This window comes from Sphingomonas sp. UYEF23, assembly GCF_040546165.1.
GTDB lineage: Bacteria > Pseudomonadota > Alphaproteobacteria > Sphingomonadales > Sphingomonadaceae > Sphingomonas > Sphingomonas glacialis.
On the sequence record NZ_JBEPNG010000001.1, the window covers coordinates 563,758 to 581,469 of the forward strand.

The 17,712-nt window shown below is 68.3% G+C and carries 13 protein-coding genes; 9 read left to right on the top strand and 4 right to left on the bottom strand.

All coding sequences use genetic code 11. The features are described 5' to 3' along the window. Nucleotides 1–11 precede the first annotated feature (11 nt). Complete coding sequence (locus ABIB28_RS02705; RefSeq protein WP_354286162.1) at nt 12–1,868, bottom strand: histidine kinase dimerization/phospho-acceptor domain-containing protein; 1,857 nt, start codon at nt 1,866–1,868, stop codon at nt 12–14. A gap of 182 nt (nt 1,869–2,050) precedes the next feature. On the opposite strand from ABIB28_RS02705, the gene ABIB28_RS02710 reads away from it, so the two are divergent. The 9 genes from ABIB28_RS02710 (at nt 2,051) to ABIB28_RS02750 (ending at nt 13,633) form a co-directional block, all read left to right on the top strand. Next, nucleotides 2,051–2,518, top strand: coding sequence for an Lrp/AsnC family transcriptional regulator (locus tag ABIB28_RS02710; protein ID WP_133188921.1), 468 nt, complete (start codon nt 2,051–2,053; stop codon nt 2,516–2,518). A 96-nt stretch (nt 2,519–2,614) separates the two neighbouring features. Then, nucleotides 2,615–3,811: a multidrug effflux MFS transporter gene (locus ABIB28_RS02715; protein ID WP_354286334.1), complete on the top strand. Its 1,197-nt coding sequence runs from the start codon at nt 2,615–2,617 to the stop codon at nt 3,809–3,811. A gap of 150 nt (nt 3,812–3,961) precedes the next feature. Beyond that, the gene (locus ABIB28_RS02720) at nt 3,962–4,288 is read left to right on the top strand and encodes a hypothetical protein (protein ID WP_322163154.1); all 327 of its coding nucleotides are present in this window, start codon (nt 3,962–3,964) and stop codon (nt 4,286–4,288) included. 165 nt (nt 4,289–4,453) lie between these two features. Then, nucleotides 4,454–7,636, top strand: a complete 3,183-nt coding sequence (locus ABIB28_RS02725) for a helicase-related protein (protein ID WP_354286165.1) — start codon at nt 4,454–4,456, stop codon at nt 7,634–7,636. Nucleotides 7,637–7,779: 143 nt separating this feature from the next. Continuing rightward, nucleotides 7,780–8,415 (top strand): aldehyde dehydrogenase iron-sulfur subunit PaoA, encoded by a 636-nt coding sequence (paoA, locus tag ABIB28_RS02730; RefSeq protein WP_133188927.1) that lies wholly within the window; start codon nt 7,780–7,782, stop codon nt 8,413–8,415. Beyond that, nucleotides 8,412–9,362 carry an FAD binding domain-containing protein gene (locus tag ABIB28_RS02735; protein ID WP_354286167.1) on the top strand — a complete coding sequence of 317 codons (951 nt, stop codon included), beginning with the start codon at nt 8,412–8,414 and terminating at the stop codon, nt 9,360–9,362. The genes paoA and ABIB28_RS02735 overlap by 4 nt, the downstream gene beginning before the upstream one ends. A 5-nt stretch (nt 9,363–9,367) precedes the next feature. Further along, entirely contained in the window at nt 9,368–11,572 is a 2,205-nt protein-coding gene (gene paoC / locus ABIB28_RS02740) for an aldehyde oxidoreductase molybdenum-binding subunit PaoC (RefSeq protein ID WP_354286169.1), read from the top strand. An 89-nt stretch (nt 11,573–11,661) separates the two neighbouring features. Further along, nucleotides 11,662–12,705 (top strand): GTP 3',8-cyclase MoaA, encoded by a 1,044-nt coding sequence (gene moaA, locus ABIB28_RS02745; RefSeq protein WP_502958191.1) that lies wholly within the window; start codon nt 11,662–11,664, stop codon nt 12,703–12,705. A gap of 4 nt (nt 12,706–12,709) precedes the next feature. Continuing rightward, nucleotides 12,710–13,633, top strand: coding sequence for an XdhC family protein (locus tag ABIB28_RS02750; RefSeq protein ID WP_354286171.1), 924 nt, complete (start codon nt 12,710–12,712; stop codon nt 13,631–13,633). 185 nt (nt 13,634–13,818) lie between these two features. Here ABIB28_RS02750 and ABIB28_RS02755 read toward each other — a convergent pair whose 3' ends face one another. From ABIB28_RS02755 to ABIB28_RS02765, 3 genes are read right to left on the bottom strand one after another with little or no spacing between them, the layout of a single operon-like run. Further along, nucleotides 13,819–16,149 carry a xanthine dehydrogenase family protein molybdopterin-binding subunit gene (locus ABIB28_RS02755; protein ID WP_354286173.1) on the bottom strand — a complete coding sequence of 777 codons (2,331 nt, stop codon included), beginning with the start codon at nt 16,147–16,149 and terminating at the stop codon, nt 13,819–13,821. Further along, the gene (locus ABIB28_RS02760; protein WP_354286174.1) at nt 16,146–17,132 is read right to left on the bottom strand and encodes an FAD binding domain-containing protein; all 987 of its coding nucleotides are present in this window, start codon (nt 17,130–17,132) and stop codon (nt 16,146–16,148) included. Before ABIB28_RS02760 ends, ABIB28_RS02755 begins: the two co-directional genes overlap by 4 nt. After that, nucleotides 17,129–17,653, bottom strand: coding sequence for a 2Fe-2S iron-sulfur cluster-binding protein (locus ABIB28_RS02765; RefSeq protein WP_354286175.1), 525 nt, complete (start codon nt 17,651–17,653; stop codon nt 17,129–17,131). The genes ABIB28_RS02760 and ABIB28_RS02765 overlap by 4 nt, the downstream gene beginning before the upstream one ends. Nucleotides 17,654–17,712: the final 59 nt, after the last annotated feature.

The following is a 17,712-nucleotide window of genomic DNA, read 5'->3' on the forward strand; positions in this document are numbered from 1 at the left end:
TGCAGCCACGGTCAGTTGCTGGAAACCTGCTCCATATCGGCAGGAAAGGCGACCGGAAGGCGCAAAGTCAAGCTCTTGTCGCCGAGCGTCAGGCTCCCGCGCAATTCGACGGCGAGATTGCGCGCGAGCCGCAGCGCAAACCCGGTCCCGAGCAAGGGTGCACCGCCGGACTGGTCGGCGCGATCGGCCTCGGATTCGGCGTCGATCGTCAGCAGCGTTTCCTCGGCATAGGCGGCGAGCGCCTTGGGCCGATCGAACACGATCACGACCGCGCCATCATCGCGCCTCGCGACAACACCGATCCGGTCGCCAGCGCCGCCGGCTGCGACGAGCGTCGCGAGCAAGCGCGCGATCAGCCGCTCGACCGCGCGATCATCGCCGAGGATCGCCAGGGCGGGATCGTCGACCTGCAGCTCGAGCACGGTGCCGCGCAGCGTCGCGAGCGGCGCGAGATCATCGGCGATCCGCGTCAGCAGCGGTGCCAGCGGGACATCGGCGGCGCGCAGGTCGAGCGCGTGCGTCTCGATCCGCGCGGCCATGTCGATATCGTCGATCGCCGTGAGCAAGCCGCTCGTCTGGCTTCGGATCACACCGGCCTGTTCGCGATACGGCTGCGGGACTGGCCCGAGCATCTGCGCTTCGATCATCTCGGCAAAGCCGGCGATGGCATTGGTCGGCGTACGCAATTCGTGCGCGAGCTGGCGCAGCGCGTCGGCGGCGGGGTTGCGCGCCTCGCGCGTCGGTTCGGCGGTTTCGTCGGCACGCGGGCGCCGCGCGCTGCCGCGATAGCCGGTGAAGCGGCCCGTCGTCCGGTCGAACACCGGGATCCCGGTGATCCGCCACGGACCTGCCGCATCGGACGTGCCATCGACCACCAATCGCGCGTCGCTGAAGCCGGCGCGGCGCCGGAAGGCGCCTGACGCGACGCCATCGACCTGCGATCCGATCGCCCCGTGATCGAGCGTCAACCCGATCAGCGGCGCGCGCGCTGCGCCTTCGACCCAGCGCAGCACGCCCGCAGCGTCGGTCTCGAAGCGGAAGGTCTCGGCCTGGCGTGCCGCAGGGACGGACGGCTCGGGCTGGATTTCGAGCGGTGGCGGCGCGGGCGCCTCGGCGCGCTTGCGCTGATAGGCGTCGATCCGCGCGACGAGCTCGGCAATCGGGAAAGTGCCCGACTGCGGCTTGTCGGGCTTCGGATCGGCGCTCGGCGGTGCCACCGAACCGCCTTCGCTCGCCTGCTCGGCGCGGCGCCGCGCCTCGGCGACGAGCGGCATCGCTGCGGCGACCGAGGCAATCGACAGGAAGGGCGAGACGGGCGCGATCGTCTCGGGAATGGCGAACGGCTCGGGTTCGGCTTCGAGTATCGGCTGGGCGATAGGCGCTACGATCTCCGCCGGCGCCGGGATTTGGGCTGGCGCAACGACGTCTGCGACGGGCTCGGGCGCGCCGAGCACGAAATCGACGCTTCCGAAGCTTTGCAGCGCGCGCGTCACGCCGTCGGCCAAATCGCGGCGGTGGCGGAGCACCGAGCGCGCGGCCGGCGACAGCGTGGGAAGGATCGCGGCCCACTCATCGGTCGACAAATCGGCAGTGCGCAACATCGGTGCGGCGATGGCGAGCTCGTCCTGGGCGAAGAAAGCCACCAGGGCTGCGGGCGGCGTGGCAAAAGCCAGCGCGCGCGCACTCGCCGCGCGGACCGGCGGCGGGACGTCGCGCCGGATCGACGCGAGCCGTGCGATGGCGACGTCGCTGGCCGCAACACGCCCGCGACCGATCAGATCGACCAGCTGCCGCCACGTCGATTGCGCACCGAACGGCGTCGACATGTCTGCCGAAAGAACCGTGTCGAGGCTGTCGTCGAAGCGCAAGTCGGATCGTTCCCTGTGGTCGCCCATCGCGCCGTAAGAATTTCTTAACCGGGGGGAGGACTCGGTGGAAGCCCAAGATTTCGAGGCGTCGCATTGTGGGACAATTGCGTTCGCCGGCAATTATCTTATGCTGGGGGCAGAGCATGCGACGCGAAAGACGCGTCGCGGGGGAGCTGCACGTAATGAGCTTTGATTCGATCGACCGGCGTATTCTGGAATTGCTCCAGGACGACGGACGGATGACCAATGTCGAACTGGCCGAGCGCGTCGGGCTGACGGCACCACCGTGCCTGCGGCGTGTCCGCGCACTCGAGGAAGCCGGGGCGATCCGCGGCTATCACGCCGAGATCGATGCAGCAACGCTCGGGTTCCCGATCACGGTGTTCGCGATGGTATCGCTGCGCAGCCAGGCCGAGCACGATCTCGCCGCGTTCGAAGAGCATGTCGCGACGATCCCAGAGGTCCGCGAATGCCACATGCTCAATGGCGAGATCGACTTCATCCTGAAGATCGTCGCGAGCGATCTCAAGAGCTTCCAGGAAATCCTGATGACGCACCTGACGCCGGCGCCGAACGTGGCGAGCGTCAAGACATCGCTGACGATCCGCACCGCCAAGGCGCTGCCCGGGATCCCGATCCGATCGGCGTAGAGCGGACGGGAAGCGCGGCGATCGAACGAACGGATGGTCTTGCGCGCCGGTTCGGCCTAGGCGGCAGCGATGTCTGACACATCGCCCGCCCGGATCATGTCGCAGCGCGAGTTCGTCGCCTTTGTCGCGGCGTTGATGGCGGTCAATGCGCTCGGCGTCGATCTGATGCTCCCCGCGCTCGCCGATATCGGCCATCGCCTGGCGATCGCCACCGCGAATCAGCGGCAGTGGATCATCACGATCTACATGCTCGGCTTCGGCTCGGGACAGTTGGTCTACGGGCCGCTCGCCGATCGCTACGGACGCCGGCCGGTACTGCTGATCTCGCTCCTCGGGTTCGTCGGGGCGAGCGTGTTTGCTGGCGGGTCGCAGACCTTCGCGGCGCTGCTCGGCGCGCGCTTCCTGCAAGGGCTGATGTCAGCCTCGACGCGCGTGCTCGCTGTGGCGATCGTGCGTGACCGCTTCTCGGGCCGGCAGATGGCGCGGACCTTGTCGGTCGCGCAGATGATCTTCTTCCTGGTGCCGATCCTCGCGCCCAGCATCGGGCAAGTCCTGCTCGCGTTCGGGCCGTGGCGCTTCATCTTCTACGGGCTCGCCGCCTTCGCCGCGTTCGTGCTGAGCTGGACGTTCTTTCGGCTGGGCGAATCGCTGTCGGTCGAGCGGCGCTCGCCGCTGTCGCTCGCGTCGCTCGGCCAGGCGTATCGGCTGACGCTGACCAACCGCTATTCGGCCGGTTATGCGGTGGCGGCGTCGATGACCTTCGGCGCGATCATCGCGTTCGTGTCGTCGGCGCAGCAGATCTTCGTCGAGGAATTCCATGCCGGCACGCGCTTCACGATCCTGTTCGCGATCTGCGCCTTCTCGATGGGCTGCGCGGCCTTCGCCAACAGCCGGCTGGTCGAACGGCTCGGGACGCGGCTGATCTCGCAATCCGCCTTGCTCGGCCTCATCGCGCTGTCGGTGCTGCATATCGGCGTGATCGCGGCGGGCTTCGAAACGCTGCTGACCTATATGGTCTTCCAAGCGCTGAGCATGACGTGCATCGGCCTGTGCGGTTCCAACTTCGGCGCGATGGCGATGGAGCCCGTCGGGCATATCGCCGGGACGGCGTCGTCGATCCAGGGCTTCATCACCAGCGTCGGCGCGGTCATCGTCGGTTCGCTGATCGGGCAATCGTATAACGGCACGACCTATCCGCTGGCGATCGGCTATCTCGCGATCGGGCTGGTCGTGCTGGCGATCGTCTATTGGGTCGAAGGCGGCCGGCTGTTCCACGCACACCACGCGCGCTGACGCCGCGGGAGAGTTTGGCCAGCAGGATCGGGCGGCGCACCCACGCGTCAAGCCGAGCCGGTTGCGCTTGCGGTCGCCCGAAAAGAGCAGAGGATGGACCCGCGAACGGGCGGCCGTAGCGGGCAAGACCCCCATCCTAGGAGAGTGACGATGGACACGAGAGCCGGCAAGGAAGTCCATGACCTCATCGGTTTCGTCGGACTACGCGCGCATGCCACCGCGGTCGGCTTGCTCCAGCTCTCGGCCGAACTGGTCAAGGCCGGCGTCCTGCAGGAAGATGCGGTAACGCGGATCAAGGCGGCGATTGCCGACGAGCTCGAACTGTCGCGCCCGTCGACCGTGTCGAAGGCCGAATTCGACCGCACGACACGTCGGCGGCTCGACCGGCTCTTCGCTGGCGACGAGAAGCTCGCGCCGGGTCCTGCAGCAGAGCCAGCGACCGAAACCGGCGCGCACGCAGCCGAGCGTTCTTCCTGATCGAAGTTAATTCCCGAAGAAAGCTGTGCTTTTCGCGGGACCAAAATCGTGTCTCCGCCCGTTAGGACGCTCCTGACGCTGGGAGAGACTGACGCGATGCCGTGCCGATCATGAGCGAGACAAAGCGTGCGGCGGGTGCCGTAATCCCCGTGTCGGAACAGCCCCTTGCTGCTCGCTGACGCCAATCCGCCAGCGCCTGAAGCGCGCCAGACCGAGCGTGATGCCGCGATCGGGATCGTCGCGACCAAGCTCGCACAAGCGGCCGAGACGCACGACATTCTCTACATCGCGACCGACGAACAACGCGCCGAGGCGGTGGCCGCAGCGCTCGCCTGCGCCGAGCCCGATCTGCTGGTGGTGCACAGCCCCTCGAGCGACGCGCTGCCCGGCGACACCGCGCCCGCCTCCCCCACCAATGTCGGCCGCCGTATCGCCGCGTTACGCCGGTTGCGCGTCGCGCTGACCGACCAGCAGCGCGTCGCCTTCGTCACCACCGCCGAGGCGGCTGCCGCGGCCTACCCCCCGCCCCCGGCGTTCGATGATGCCCCACCGACGCTGCGGGTCGGCGACGACGTCGACATGACGGCGCTCGCCGAAATGCTCGGCGCGATCGGCTATGTCGCCGACGACCGGGTCGACGAGCCGGGCGAAATGGCGCTGCGCGGGCAAGTCGTCGACCTGTACCCCGCCGACGCGGTCGCCCCCGTACGCATCGAGATCGTCGACGGCGCGATCAGCGCGATCCGGCTCTATGATCCGATTTCGCAGCTCGGCACCGAGCCGATCGAGTCGATCCAGGTTGGCCGCGTGTCCGAACCAGCGCTTGGCGCCGACTGGGAGTCGCTGTTCGACCATGCGCCCGACGCCGTGATCGCGATCGACCCCGCGGGAACCGCGCGGCGCGATCGCTATGTCGGCCTTGCCACCAGCGCCGCCAAGGCGCGCGGTCTCGACACGCTGCCGATCGTCGATCGGAAGCGCTGGGACAAGGCGCTGAAAGGGCGCACGATCATCGCGGTCGCCGCCGCCGACGAACAGCCCGTCCCACGCTTCGTCGAGCGCAAGGCGGCGGGTCGCGCTTTCTCGCGCTTCGCCAAGGCGGCGCTGGCGCAGGGCGACCGGCTCGTCCTGCTCGGCGCGGCGCGCGACATCCGTTTCCTCGCGCCGCGCCTCGCCAAGGCGCAGGGCATCGCCTTCACCAAGATCAGCCATTGGGCCGAGGTCGCGACGCTCGAACCGGGCAGCGCGGCGATGCTCGACATGCCGATCGACCATGGCTGGCAAGCGCCCGGCCTCAGCGTCGTCGCGGCTGCCGATCTGCTCGGCAGCCGCGTCCAGGCGACGCATGCGCCGTCGGATGCCGCGGCGGCGCTGCGCGGCGACATGGGCGACATCCGCATCGGTGACGTCGTGGTCCACGAGGATTTCGGGATCGGGCTTGTCGCCGGGGTCGAGCCCGTCGGGGTCGATGCCGATGGCGGCGACGCGATCGTCCTCGAATATGCCAATGAGGGCCGGCGGCTGGTGCCGGTCGCGGATGCCGACCGCATCTGGCGCTATGGCGCCGACCAGGACGCGGTCGCGCTCGACACGCTCGACGGATCGAGCTGGGAAAAACGCCGCGGCGCGATCGACGCCGCGGTCGCCGAGAGTGCGCGCGGGCTGACCGCGCTCGCCGCCGAACGCGACCGCAAGACCGCAGCGGTGCTCGAGCCCGACGTCGACGCCTATGAGCGTTTCGCCGCCGAGTTCGCCTTCACCGAAACCCCCGACCAGGCGCGCGCGATCGCCGCGACGCGCACCGATCTGGCGGCGGGCAAGCCGATGGATCGGCTCGTCGTTGGCGATGTCGGCTATGGCAAGACCGAGGTCGCGCTCCGCGCCGCCGCGATCGCGGCGCTGGCGGGCAAGCAAGTCGTCGTCGCCGCGCCGACGACGGTGCTGGTGCGCCAGCATCTCGAACTGTTCGCCAAGCGCTTCGCCGCGACCGGGCTCGCGGTGGCCGGCCTGTCGCGGTTGTCGAGCCCGGCCGAGAAGAAGGCGGTCAAGGCCGGTCTCGCCGACGGATCGATCGCGATCGTGATCGGCACCGGTGCGGTGGCTGCGAAGGGCGTCGCCTATCGCGACCTTGGCCTCGTCGTGATCGACGAGGAACAGCGCTTCGGAGCGGCCGACAAGGCCAAGCTGCGCGGGCTCAACGCCGATGGCCATGTGCTGACGCTGACCGCCACGCCGATCCCGCGCACCTTGCAGGCCGCGCTGATCGGGCTTCAGCAGGTCTCGGTCATCGCCACGCCCCCCGCGCGGCGCCAGCCGATCCGCACCAGCGTCGGCAGCTTCGATCCCGTCACGGTCCGCACCGCGTTGCTCAGAGAACGCGAACGCGGCGGACAGAGCTTCGTCGTCGTCTCGCGGATCGAGGATATCGCGCCGATGGCCGAACGGCTCGCCGCGCTCGTTCCCGGCCTCACCATCCGGCAAGCGCATGGCAAGCTGCCCGCCGCCGAAATCGACACCGCGATGGTCAGCTTCGCGAACGGCGATGGCGACGTTCTGCTCGCGACCAACATCGTCGAGGCCGGGCTCGACGTACCGCGCGCCAACACGATGATCGTCTGGCGCGCCGACCGCTTCGGCCTGTCGCAGCTCCACCAGCTGCGCGGACGCGTCGGGCGGGGCGGGCGGCGCGGGCAGATCCTGCTGCTGACCGATCCCGAGAGCAAGGTCGCCGAAGCGACGCTCAAACGGCTGCGGACGCTCGAGGCGCTCGACAAGCTCGGCGCCGGCTTCGCGATCAGCGCGCGCGATCTCGACATGCGCGGGGCGGGCGATCTGCTCGGCGATGCGCAGGCCGGCCACATGAAGCTGATCGGCGTCGATCTGTACCATTACCTGCTCGAATCGGCGCTTCGCACCGCGCGTGGCGAGCATGTCGAGCGCTGGACGCCCGAGCTTCATCTCGGCATCGCGGGCAATCTTCCGTTGGACTGGATCCCCGAGGACGATGTCCGCGTCGCGCTGTACGGCCGGCTGTCGCGGCTGAGCGAGATGGCCGCGCTCGACGCGTTCGAGGCAGAGCTCGAAGATCGCTTCGGGAGTTTGCCACCCGAGGCGCATGCCTTGCTGGCGGTCGCGCGATTGCGCGTGCTCGCGTTCGGTGCGCGGATCGCGCGGATCGACGCCGGCCCCGCGGCGATCGCGCTGACCCCGCGGCACGATTTCGCCGGCGACGCGGCGGGGCTCGAGGTGAAGGGCGACCGGCTGCTTCTCCGCAGCGCGCAGGACGACGCGATGGCGCGGCTCGGCGTGATCGAGACGCTGCTCGAAGGACTGTCGAGCGACACTTGACCTTGCCGCACCGTTTCCTGTCTGTAGCGTGAACCAAAGCGACCGGTTGAGCGTTCGGTTGCGACGGATTACAGGTTGGCGCCGTAAATCGACGCTGACGGCGCAATGGCTGCGTGGCCATTTGATCACAAGAAGGACGTGCGGTGGATATCAAGAGCGAGACAGAGGTGTCGCGGCGCGGCGTCCTGGTGGGCGGCGCGATGACGGCGGGGCTGGCCGCGATCCCGGCAGCGGCGGCGCCGGTCGCAGCACAACAGGAGCGACCGATGACGATGCCCGTGACGCTCACCGTCAACGGCAAGAAGCAGACGCTCGAGGTCGATACGCGGACGACGCTGCTCGACACGCTGCGCGAACATCTGCATCTGACCGGCACCAAGAAGGGCTGCGACCACGGCCAGTGCGGTGCGTGCACCGTGATCGTCGACGGCAAGCGCATCAATTCGTGCCTCAGCCTCGCGGTGATGCACCAGGGCGACAAGGTAACGACGATCGAGGGGCTCGGCACGCCCGATCATTTGCATCCGATGCAGGCGGCGTTCGTCAAGCATGACGGCTATCAGTGCGGTTATTGCACCCCCGGGCAGATTTGCTCGGCCGTCGCGGTGCTCGCCGAGATCAAGGCCGGCACGCCGAGCCATGTCACCGCCAGCCTCACCGACGCACCGCGCGCCACCAATGCCGAGATGCGCGAGCGGATGAGCGGCAACATCTGCCGCTGCGGCGCCTATTCGAACATTCTCGACGCGATGAGCGAAGTTGCGGGGACAAACGCATGAAGCCTTTCACCTATGCGCGCGCCACATCGCCCGCCGAAGCGGCCGCTGCGGTCGCCCGCACCCCGAATGCCAACTTCATCGCGGGCGGCACCAATCTGCTCGATCTGATGAAGCTGCAGATCGAGACCCCGGCGCATCTGATCGACGTGCAGGACCTGAAACTCGACCGGATCGAGGAGACCAAGGACGGGGGCTTGCGCATCGGCGCGTTCGTCAGCAATTCGGATCTCGCCTCCGATGCACGCGTACGGCGCGATTACGGCGTGCTCAGCCGCGCGATCGTCGCGGGGGCGAGCGGCCAGTTGCGCAACAAGGCGACCACCGCGGGCAATCTGCTCCAGCGGACGCGCTGCCCGTATTTCTATGACACCAACCAAGCGTGCAACAAGCGCAAGCCCGGCTCGGGCTGTGCCGCGATCGGCGGGTTCAGCCGCCAGCTCGGCATCATCGGGACGAGCGACGCGTGCATCGCGACTTATCCCGGCGACATGGCGGTCGCGATGCGGCTGCTCGATGCAACCGTCGAAACGGTCCGCCCCGATGGCGCCGCGCGCGCGATCCCGATCGCCGATTTCTACACGCTACCCGGCAGCACGCCGCATATCGAGACGGCGCTGGTGCCCGGAGAATTGATCACCGCGGTCACGCTGCCCAAGCCGATCGGCGGGACGCACATCTATCACAAGGTGCGCGACCGCGCGTCCTACGCCTTTGCGCTCGTTTCGGTTGCCGCGATCGTCCAGCGCGATGGCTCGGGCCGCGTCGCGGTCGGCGGGATCGCGCCGAAGCCATGGCGCGTCGAGGCGGCCGAAGCGGCGCTGCCGCAAGGCGCCGCGGCGGTGACGCCCAAGCTGCTCGCCGGCGCCAAGCCGACGCACGACAATGCCTTCAAGGTCACGCTGGTCGAGCGCACGCTCGCCGCGGCCCTGATCGAAGCGAAGGGCTGAACGCCATGAAGTTTGATACACCCGCCGGCCAGAACCCGATCGACCAGCTCAAGCATGTCGGCAAGCCGATCGATCGCATCGATGGCAAGTTCAAGACCACCGGCACCGCGCCCTACGCCTACGAGCGCCATGACGTCGTCGCCAATCCGGCGTACGGCTATGTCGTCGGCGCGGCGGTCGCCAAGGGGCGGATCAGCCGGATCGACATGACCGCCGCCAAGGCCGCCCCCGGCGTGCTGACGATCGTCACTGCGGAGAGCGCAGGGCCGCTCGGCAAGGGCAATTTCAACACCGCCAAGCTGCTCGGTGGGCCCGAGATCGACCATTATCACCAGGCCGTCGCGCTCGTCGTCGCCGAGACGTTCGAACAGGCGCGCGCCGCCGCCGCGCTGATCGTGATCGATTACGCGCGCACCGCGGGCCGGTTCGATCTCGAGAAGGAGTTGAAAGACGCGCCGCTCCACAGCGAAAAGGGCAAGCCGCCCGTCACCAAGATCGGCGATTTCGACGCAGCGTTCGGCACCGCGCCGGTCAAGCTCGACGCGACCTACACCACGCCCGATCACAGCCATGCGATGATGGAGCCACACGCCACCACCGCCAAGTGGGACGGCGACAAGGTCACGCTGTACACATCGAACCAGATGATCGCCTGGAGCAAGGGCGACGTCGCGAAGACGCTCGGTATTCCCAAGGACAATGTCCGGCTGGTCTCGCCCTATGTCGGCGGCGGTTTCGGCGGCAAGCTGTTCATCCGCGCCGACGTGATCCTGGCGGCGCTCGGCGCGAAGGCCGCGGGCCGTCCGGTCAAGGTCACGCTGACGCGCCCGATGATGTTCAACAACACGACGCACCGTCCTGCGACGATCCAGCGGATCCGCATCGGCGCCAGCGCCGATGGCAAGATCACCGCGATCGCGCACGAAAGCGGATCGGGCGATCTGCCCGGTGGTGGCCCCGAGACCGCCGTCAGCCAGACGCGGCTGCTCTATGCCGGTGCCAATCGTCTGACGTCGATGCGGCTCGCGGTGCTCGATTTGCCCGAGGGCAATGCGATGCGCGCGCCGGGCGAAGCGCCGGGGCTGATGGCGCTCGAGATCGCGATGGACGAAATGGCCGAGAAGCTCGGCATGGATCCGATCGCCTTCCGCGTCGCCAACGACACGCAGGTCGATCCCGAAAAGCCAGAGCGCCGCTTTTCGCAGCGCCAGCTCGTCCAATGCCTCGAACAAGGCGCAGAGCGCTTCGGCTGGAAGCAGCGCAGCGCCAAGCCCGCGCAGCGGCGCGACGGCCAGTGGCTCGTCGGCATGGGCGTCGCGGCGGGCTTCCGCAACAGCATGGCGATGAAGTCGGCGGCGCGGGTCGCGCTCGACAAGAAGGGTATCGTCACCGTCTCGACCGACATGACCGATATCGGCACCGGCACCTACACCATCATCGCGCAGACCGCGGCGGAGATGATGGGCGTCGATGTCGCCAAGGTCGTCGTCCAGCTCGGCGATTCCGATCACCCGGTCTCGGCCGGATCGGGCGGGCAATGGGGCGCGAACAATGCGACCGCGGGCGTCTATGCCGCGTGCGTCAAATTGCGCGAGGCGATCGCGCAGAAGCTCGGCTTCAACTCGGCCGACGTCACCTTTGCTGACGGCAAGGTGCGCTCGGGCAACCGCAGCGTCGCGCTCACCGAAGCGGCGGGCGATGCCGGGCTCGTTGCCGAGGACGCCATCGAATATGGCACTTTGAGCAAGACCTATCAGCAATCGACCTTCGCCGGGCATTTCGTCGAGGCGGCGGTCCATAGCCTGACGGGCGAGGTCCGTATCCGCCGGATGCTCGCGGTGTGCGCGGCGGGGCGCATCCTCAACCCGAAATCGGCGCGCAGCCAGGTGATCGGCGCGATGACGATGGGCGCGGGCGCGGCGCTGATGGAGGAGCTCGCGGTCGACACGCGCTTCGGCTTCTTCGTCAATCACGATCTCGCGGGCTACGAGGTGCCGGTCCATGCCGACATCCCGCACCAGGACGTGATCTTCCTCGACGAGGTCGATCCGACATCGTCGCCGATGAAGGCCAAGGGTGTCGGCGAGCTCGGCCTGTGCGGTGTCGGCGCGGCGATCGCCAACGCGATCTACAATGCGAGCGGGGTGCGCGTGCGCGACTATCCGGTCACGCTCGACAAACATATCGCCCACCTGCCTCCAGTGGCATGAGCCCGGGGATCGCCGGCGGCATGGCAATCGTGCCGCCGGCATCCTAAATAGTACCACTGACCGTCGTCCGTCCCCGTTCGCCGTCCCCCATGAGTTTCCCATCTCCGATGTCGAACATCCGCCCCGACACCCCCCCGCCCCGCCCGCTCACCGACAGCTTCGGCCGCCGGATCACCTATCTGCGGTTGTCGGTGACCGACCGCTGCGATCTGCGCTGCCGCTATTGCATGAGCGAGGCGATGACGTTCCTGCCGCGCAAGGAAGTCCTGACGATCGAGGAAATGGGCGCGGTCGCCGATGCCTTCATCGCGCGTGGCGTGCGCAAGATCCGGCTAACCGGCGGCGAACCGCTGGTGCGGCGCGGCGTCGACGATCTCGCGCGCTATATCGGTCGGCATATCGCGACGGGTGCGCTCGACGAGATGACGCTCACCACCAATGCGACACGGCTGTCGCAGCATGCCGAGGCGCTGTTCGCGGCGGGTGTGCGGCGCGTCAATGTCAGCCTCGACAGCCTCGATCCCGACAATTTCCGCCATATCACGCGGACCGGCAACCTTGCCGAAGTGCTCGACGGCATCGCCGCGGGCAAGGCGGCGGGACTGTCGATCAAGATCAACATGGTCGCGCTGAAAGGTGCGAACGAGGACGAGATCGAACCGATGATCCGCTGGTGCGGCACGCACGGTTTCGACCTCACGCTGATCGAGACGATGCCGCTCGGCGTGGTCGATGAGGACCGCACCGATCGCTACCTCCCGCTCGACGTCGTTCGCGAGCGGCTCGAGGCGCGCTTCACGCTCGAGCGCGACGATCATCGCACCGGCGGCCCGGCGCGCTACGTCCGTGTGCGCGAGACGGGGACGCGGCTCGGCCTGATCACCCCGCTCACCAACAATTTCTGCGAAGGCTGCAACCGCGTGCGGCTGACCGCGTCGGGGCGGCTCTACATGTGCCTCGGCCATGACGACAAGATGGACTTGAAGCAGGTGCTGCGCGAGGGCGGCCCCGCCGCGCTCGATGCGGCGATCGACGCCGCCTTGCTGACCAAGCCGCTGCGCCATGCCTTCGAGATCGGCGACCGCAACGCCGCGCCCGCGGTCGGGCGGCACATGAGCGTCACGGGGGGCTGACACGATGGCCGATAACGAGACGGCGCTGGCGGCATTTGCAGCCTGGCGCGGGGCACCGATGGCGATCGCCACGGTCATCTCGACCTGGGGATCGGCGCCGCGCCCGCGCGGCAGCCATATGCTCGTCCATGCCGACGGTCGGCTCGAAGGCTCGGTTTCGGGTGGGTGCGTCGAAGGCGACGTGCTCGCGCTCGCCGCCGATGTAATCGCGCGCGGGACGCCCGAACGCCGCCAATACGGCGTCGCCGACGGCTCGGCGTGGGAAGTCGGCTTGCCGTGCGGCGGGACGATCGAAGTGCTCGTCCAGCCGGTGTCCGACGCGGGCTTCTCGCCCGCGCTGTTCGACGCAATCGAGCATGCGCAAGGGTCCGGTCGCGGCGTGACGGTCTATACCGATCTGGCGACCGGGCGCAGCAGCCTCTCGCCGATGCCGGGCGACGGTATCTTCGCCAACACCTATGCCGCGCCGCGCCAGGTGCTGATCGTCGGTGCCGTACAGATCGCGCAGGCGCTCGCGCAGATTTCCGAGACGCTCGGTGTCAAGGCGACGGTGATCGACCCGCGCACGCGCTTTTTGACCGAGGAGCGCTTTCCCGGCGTGACGCTCGACGATCGCTGGCCCGACGAAGCCGTCGCGGCATACAATCCCGGCCCGTCGACCGCGGTGATCACGCTCAGCCACGACCCCAAGATCGACGATCCCGCGCTGATCGCGGCGCTCTCGGCCGAGACCGGCTATATCGCCGCGCTCGGCTCGCGCCGCAGCCATGCCGCGCGGCTCGAGCGATTGGCCGCGGCGGGCTTCGGCCAGGACGATCTGGACCGGATCGACGGGCCGGCCGGGATCGACATCAACGCGATCGGCGCGAGCGAAATCGCGTTGTCGGTCGCCGCGGGGATGGTCAAGGCGCTGCACGCGCGGGGGTAACGTCGCCGGATTGCACGCGCGGCCCCCTACTCCGTTCGGGCTGCGCCTGTCGGAGCCCTGCCATCCGCACAAGCGCGCGGGTCCCATTGGGAGACCGGCCCTTCGACAGGCTCAGGGCGAACGGGTGAAGAGTCGCTTCATCCTCACCGCTCTGCGGGAGGCGCTGCCCGCCGCAAGTGTCGATCTTACATCAGCTTGTCGAGCGTGATCGGCAGATCGCGAACGCGCTTTCCGGTCGCGTTGAACACCGCGTTCGCCACCGCCGCAGCGACGCCGGTAATGCCGATCTCGCCGATGCCGTGCGCGCCCATCGGGGCGTGCGGGTCGGCGATGTCGGTCCAGATCACCTCGATCTCGGGCACGTCCATATGGACCGGCACATGATATTCGGCGAGGCTCGGGTTCATCACGCGCCCGGTCCGCTCGTCGAATTGCGTCTCCTCCATCAGCGCCATGCCGAGCCCCATGATGATGCCGCCACGGAACTGGCTCGTCGCGGTCTTGGGATTGAGGATCTTGCCGCAATCGAACGAGCCGAGGAAGCGGCTGACGCGCACCTCGCCGGTCACCGTATTGACGCGGACCTCGGCGAACATCGCGCCGTACGAGTGCATCGACCAATGCTGCGTCTCGAGCGGGGCCGAGCCCGCGGCCTCGACGCTGACCGCGTCACGCTGCGCGCGCGACAGGATCGAGACATAGCTTTCGCACGCGCTCGGAGCGTCGAGCTTGCACAGGCCACCCTCATACCCGCCGACTTCGCTCGGCTTGAGCCCGGCGAGCGGCGAATCGTTGCCCGCCAGCTTGAGCAATTCGGTGAACAGCGCGGTCTGCGCCGCGATCACCGCCGCGCCGATCGACGCGGTCTGCTGCGATCCGCCTGCCATCACCGTCCCCGGCATCTTCGAATCGCCGTACAGGAACGTGACCTTGTCCATCGGCAGCCCGAGGCGTTCGGCGAGCACCATGGTGTGCGTCGTCGCGGTCCCCATCCCCATTTCGTGCGCGGCGATCTCGACCGTGGCGTGGCCATCCTTGGTCAGCGTCAGCCGCGCAGCCCCACCGGGCATGCGGTAGTAAGGATAGGTCGCGGTCGCGCAGCCCATACCGACCAGCCACTCGCCCTCACGCCGCGTTCCTGGCGTGGCGTTGCGCTTGTCCCACCCAAAGCGCTCGGCGCCGCTGCGATACGCCGCGACGATGTTGCGCGACGAGAAGGGCGTGCCCGTCGTCGGGTTGGTCTCGGGCTCGTTCGTCTCGCGCAGCGCGATCGGATCGACGCCGAGTTGGGCCGCCAGTTCGTCGACCGCGCTCTCGAGCGCGAAGGTCCCGACCGATTCGCCCGGCGCGCGCATGAAGGTGTTGGCGAGCATGTCGAGCTCGACCGCTTTGACGTTGAGGAGAAAGCTCCCGGCGGCATAGGCCGAGCGCGTCGGCAGGATGAACGGCTCGGGCATGTTGTTGTGCGACGTCATCGCGACGACGCCGGTGTGGATCAGCGCATCGAAATGCCCATCGGCCTGCGCGCCGATCGCGACGCGCTGCTCGGTCAGCGTGCGCCCGCCGACCATCCGGTAGACGCCCTCACGCGACAGCATGATACGCACCGGCCGCCCGGCAAGCTTGGCGGCGGCGGCCGCCAGGATCTGGTGGTTCCACAGCGTCTTGCTGCCGAAACCGCCGCCGACATAGGGCGAGGTCACGTGGACCTGCGCCTCATCGATGCCGAACACCTGCGCGAGCGTCCAGGCGACGTGCGCGACGCATTGCGACGCGTCGTGGAGGATCAGGTCGTCGCCCTGCCAGACCAGTGTCGCGCCGTGGAGTTCGATCGGATTGTGGCTGTGGCGCGGCGTGCGATAGGTGCGGTCGACGCTGTGCGGCGCCGCGGCGAGCGCGGTCTCCGCATCACCGATCTCGAGCAGCATCGGCGCGCCCATGAACGCCGCGTTCTTGCGATCGGCCTTGGCGTCCTCGAACCGCGTCATCGCGATCTCGGTCTCGTACGTGACCGCGATCAGCGACGCGGCATGATCGGCCTGCTCCTGCGTTTGCGCGAGCACCACCGCGACCGGTTCGCCATTCCAATGGATGCGGTCATCCTGCATCACGGGCAACCTGTCACCACCAACCGCCTTCGGCGCGGTCATCATTACCGGCGTCGGGTTGAGCCGCGGCGCGGTCTTGTAGGTCATGACCAGCACCACACCGGGCAGCGCCTCGGCCGCAGCAACGTCGAGCGTGGCGATCCGCCCCTTCGGAATCGTGCTATAGGCGAGCGCGGCGTAGACCAGGTCCTCGAGCGGGAATTCAGCGGCGAAACGCGCCGCGCCCGTGACCTTCAACGGCCCGTCGAGCCGCGACACCTGCGTGCCGACGAGCCCGTGCTTGTGCGCGATCAGCGGATCAGGAACGCCGCCCGGCACCCAGCTGTCGGGCGCGAGCTCGACTGCTTTCTTCATCTCCGCCTGCATCGCGCCCTGCGCGAGCTGCGTGGCGTTTTCGATGATGCTCATGCCTGCTCTCCGCTCAGTTCGGCGAGGGTCGCGACGATCGCGCGCTTGGTCAGTTCGATCTTGAAGCCGTTGTCGCGAAGGCCCGCGGCGTCGGCCAGTTCCAGCTCGGCCGCGGCGCGGACGTTCGCTTCGCTTGACACCTGACCGCGCAAAGCGGCTTCGGCCTTGAACGCCCGCCACGGCTTGTGCGCCACGCCGCCGAGCGCGATGCGGACCTCCTTGATCGTGCCGTTCTCAGTCTCGAGGGCCGCGGCGACCGAGACGAGCGCAAAGGCATAGCTCGCGCGGTCGCGGACCTTGCGATAGGTCGAGTGCGCCGCGAATGGGAGTGCGGGCAGCGCGACCGACACGATCAGCTCACCCGGCTGAAGTTCGGTATCGCGCTCGGGCGTGCTGCCCGGCAAGCGATGCAAATCAACCAGTGCGATGGTCCGCTCGCCGCCCGGCCCCGCCACGCGCACCTGCGCATCGAGCGCCGCCAGCGCAACGCACATGTCCGAGGGATGCGTCGCGACACACGACGGCGACGCACCCAGGATCGCATGGATGCGGTTGAACCCGTCGATCGCGTCGCACCCCGCGCCGGGCGCGCGCTTGTTGCAGCGCGCTGCGTCGTCGTAGAAATAGCCGCAGCGGGTGCGCTGGAGGAGGTTCCCGCCGACGGTCGCGACGTTGCGGATCTGCGCGCTCGCCCCCGCCAGGATCGCGCGCGACAGCATCGGATAGTTCGCGCGGATCGTGCGGTCGGCCGCGAGCGCGGTGTTGGTCACCCCCGCGCCGATCACCACGCCGCCATCGGCGCCGACCATGATCTCGCGCGACAGGCCGGTCACGTCGACCAGCGCCGCCGGCCGCTCGATCGTCTCGCGCATCAGATCGACCAAATTAGTCCCGCCGCCCAGATATTTCGTATCCGGCGTGGCGCCTGCAAGCGCGATCGCGCCCGCCACGTCTTCGGCGCGGGCATAGCTGAACGGGGTCATGCCGCTTCCTCCTGCCGTGCGGGCGCGGCAGCATAGGTCTCCGCGATCGCCGCGACGATGCCGTTATACGCGCCGCAGCGGCACAGATTGCCGCTCATCCGCTCGCGCAGTTCGTCATGGTCGAGCGCGATCGTCGCGGCGGTGAGGTCGCCCGTGACATGGCTTGGGATACCGCGCGCGATCTCGTCGGCCATCGCCACCGCCGAGCACAGCTGGCCTGGCGTGCAATAGCCGCACTGGAACCCGTCATGCGCGATGAACGCGCGCTGGAGCGGGTGCAGCCCGTCGGCATCGGCCAAACCCTCGACCGTGGTAATCGCGCGGCCCTGATACTGCACCGCGAGCGCGAGGCAGGAATTGATTCGCTCGCCATCGACGAGCACGGTGCAAGCGCCGCATGCACCCTGGTTGCAGCCCTTCTTGCTGCCCATCAGGCCGAGATGTTCGCGGAGCAGATCGAGCAGCGAGGTGCGGAGGTCGACCTCGACCTCGACGGGCCGGTCGTTGATCGTGAATTGCATTCAGCACCTCGCCTCAGGATCCAGGCCGCGGCATTTCCGCGCTCGCCCGGCCGATGGTG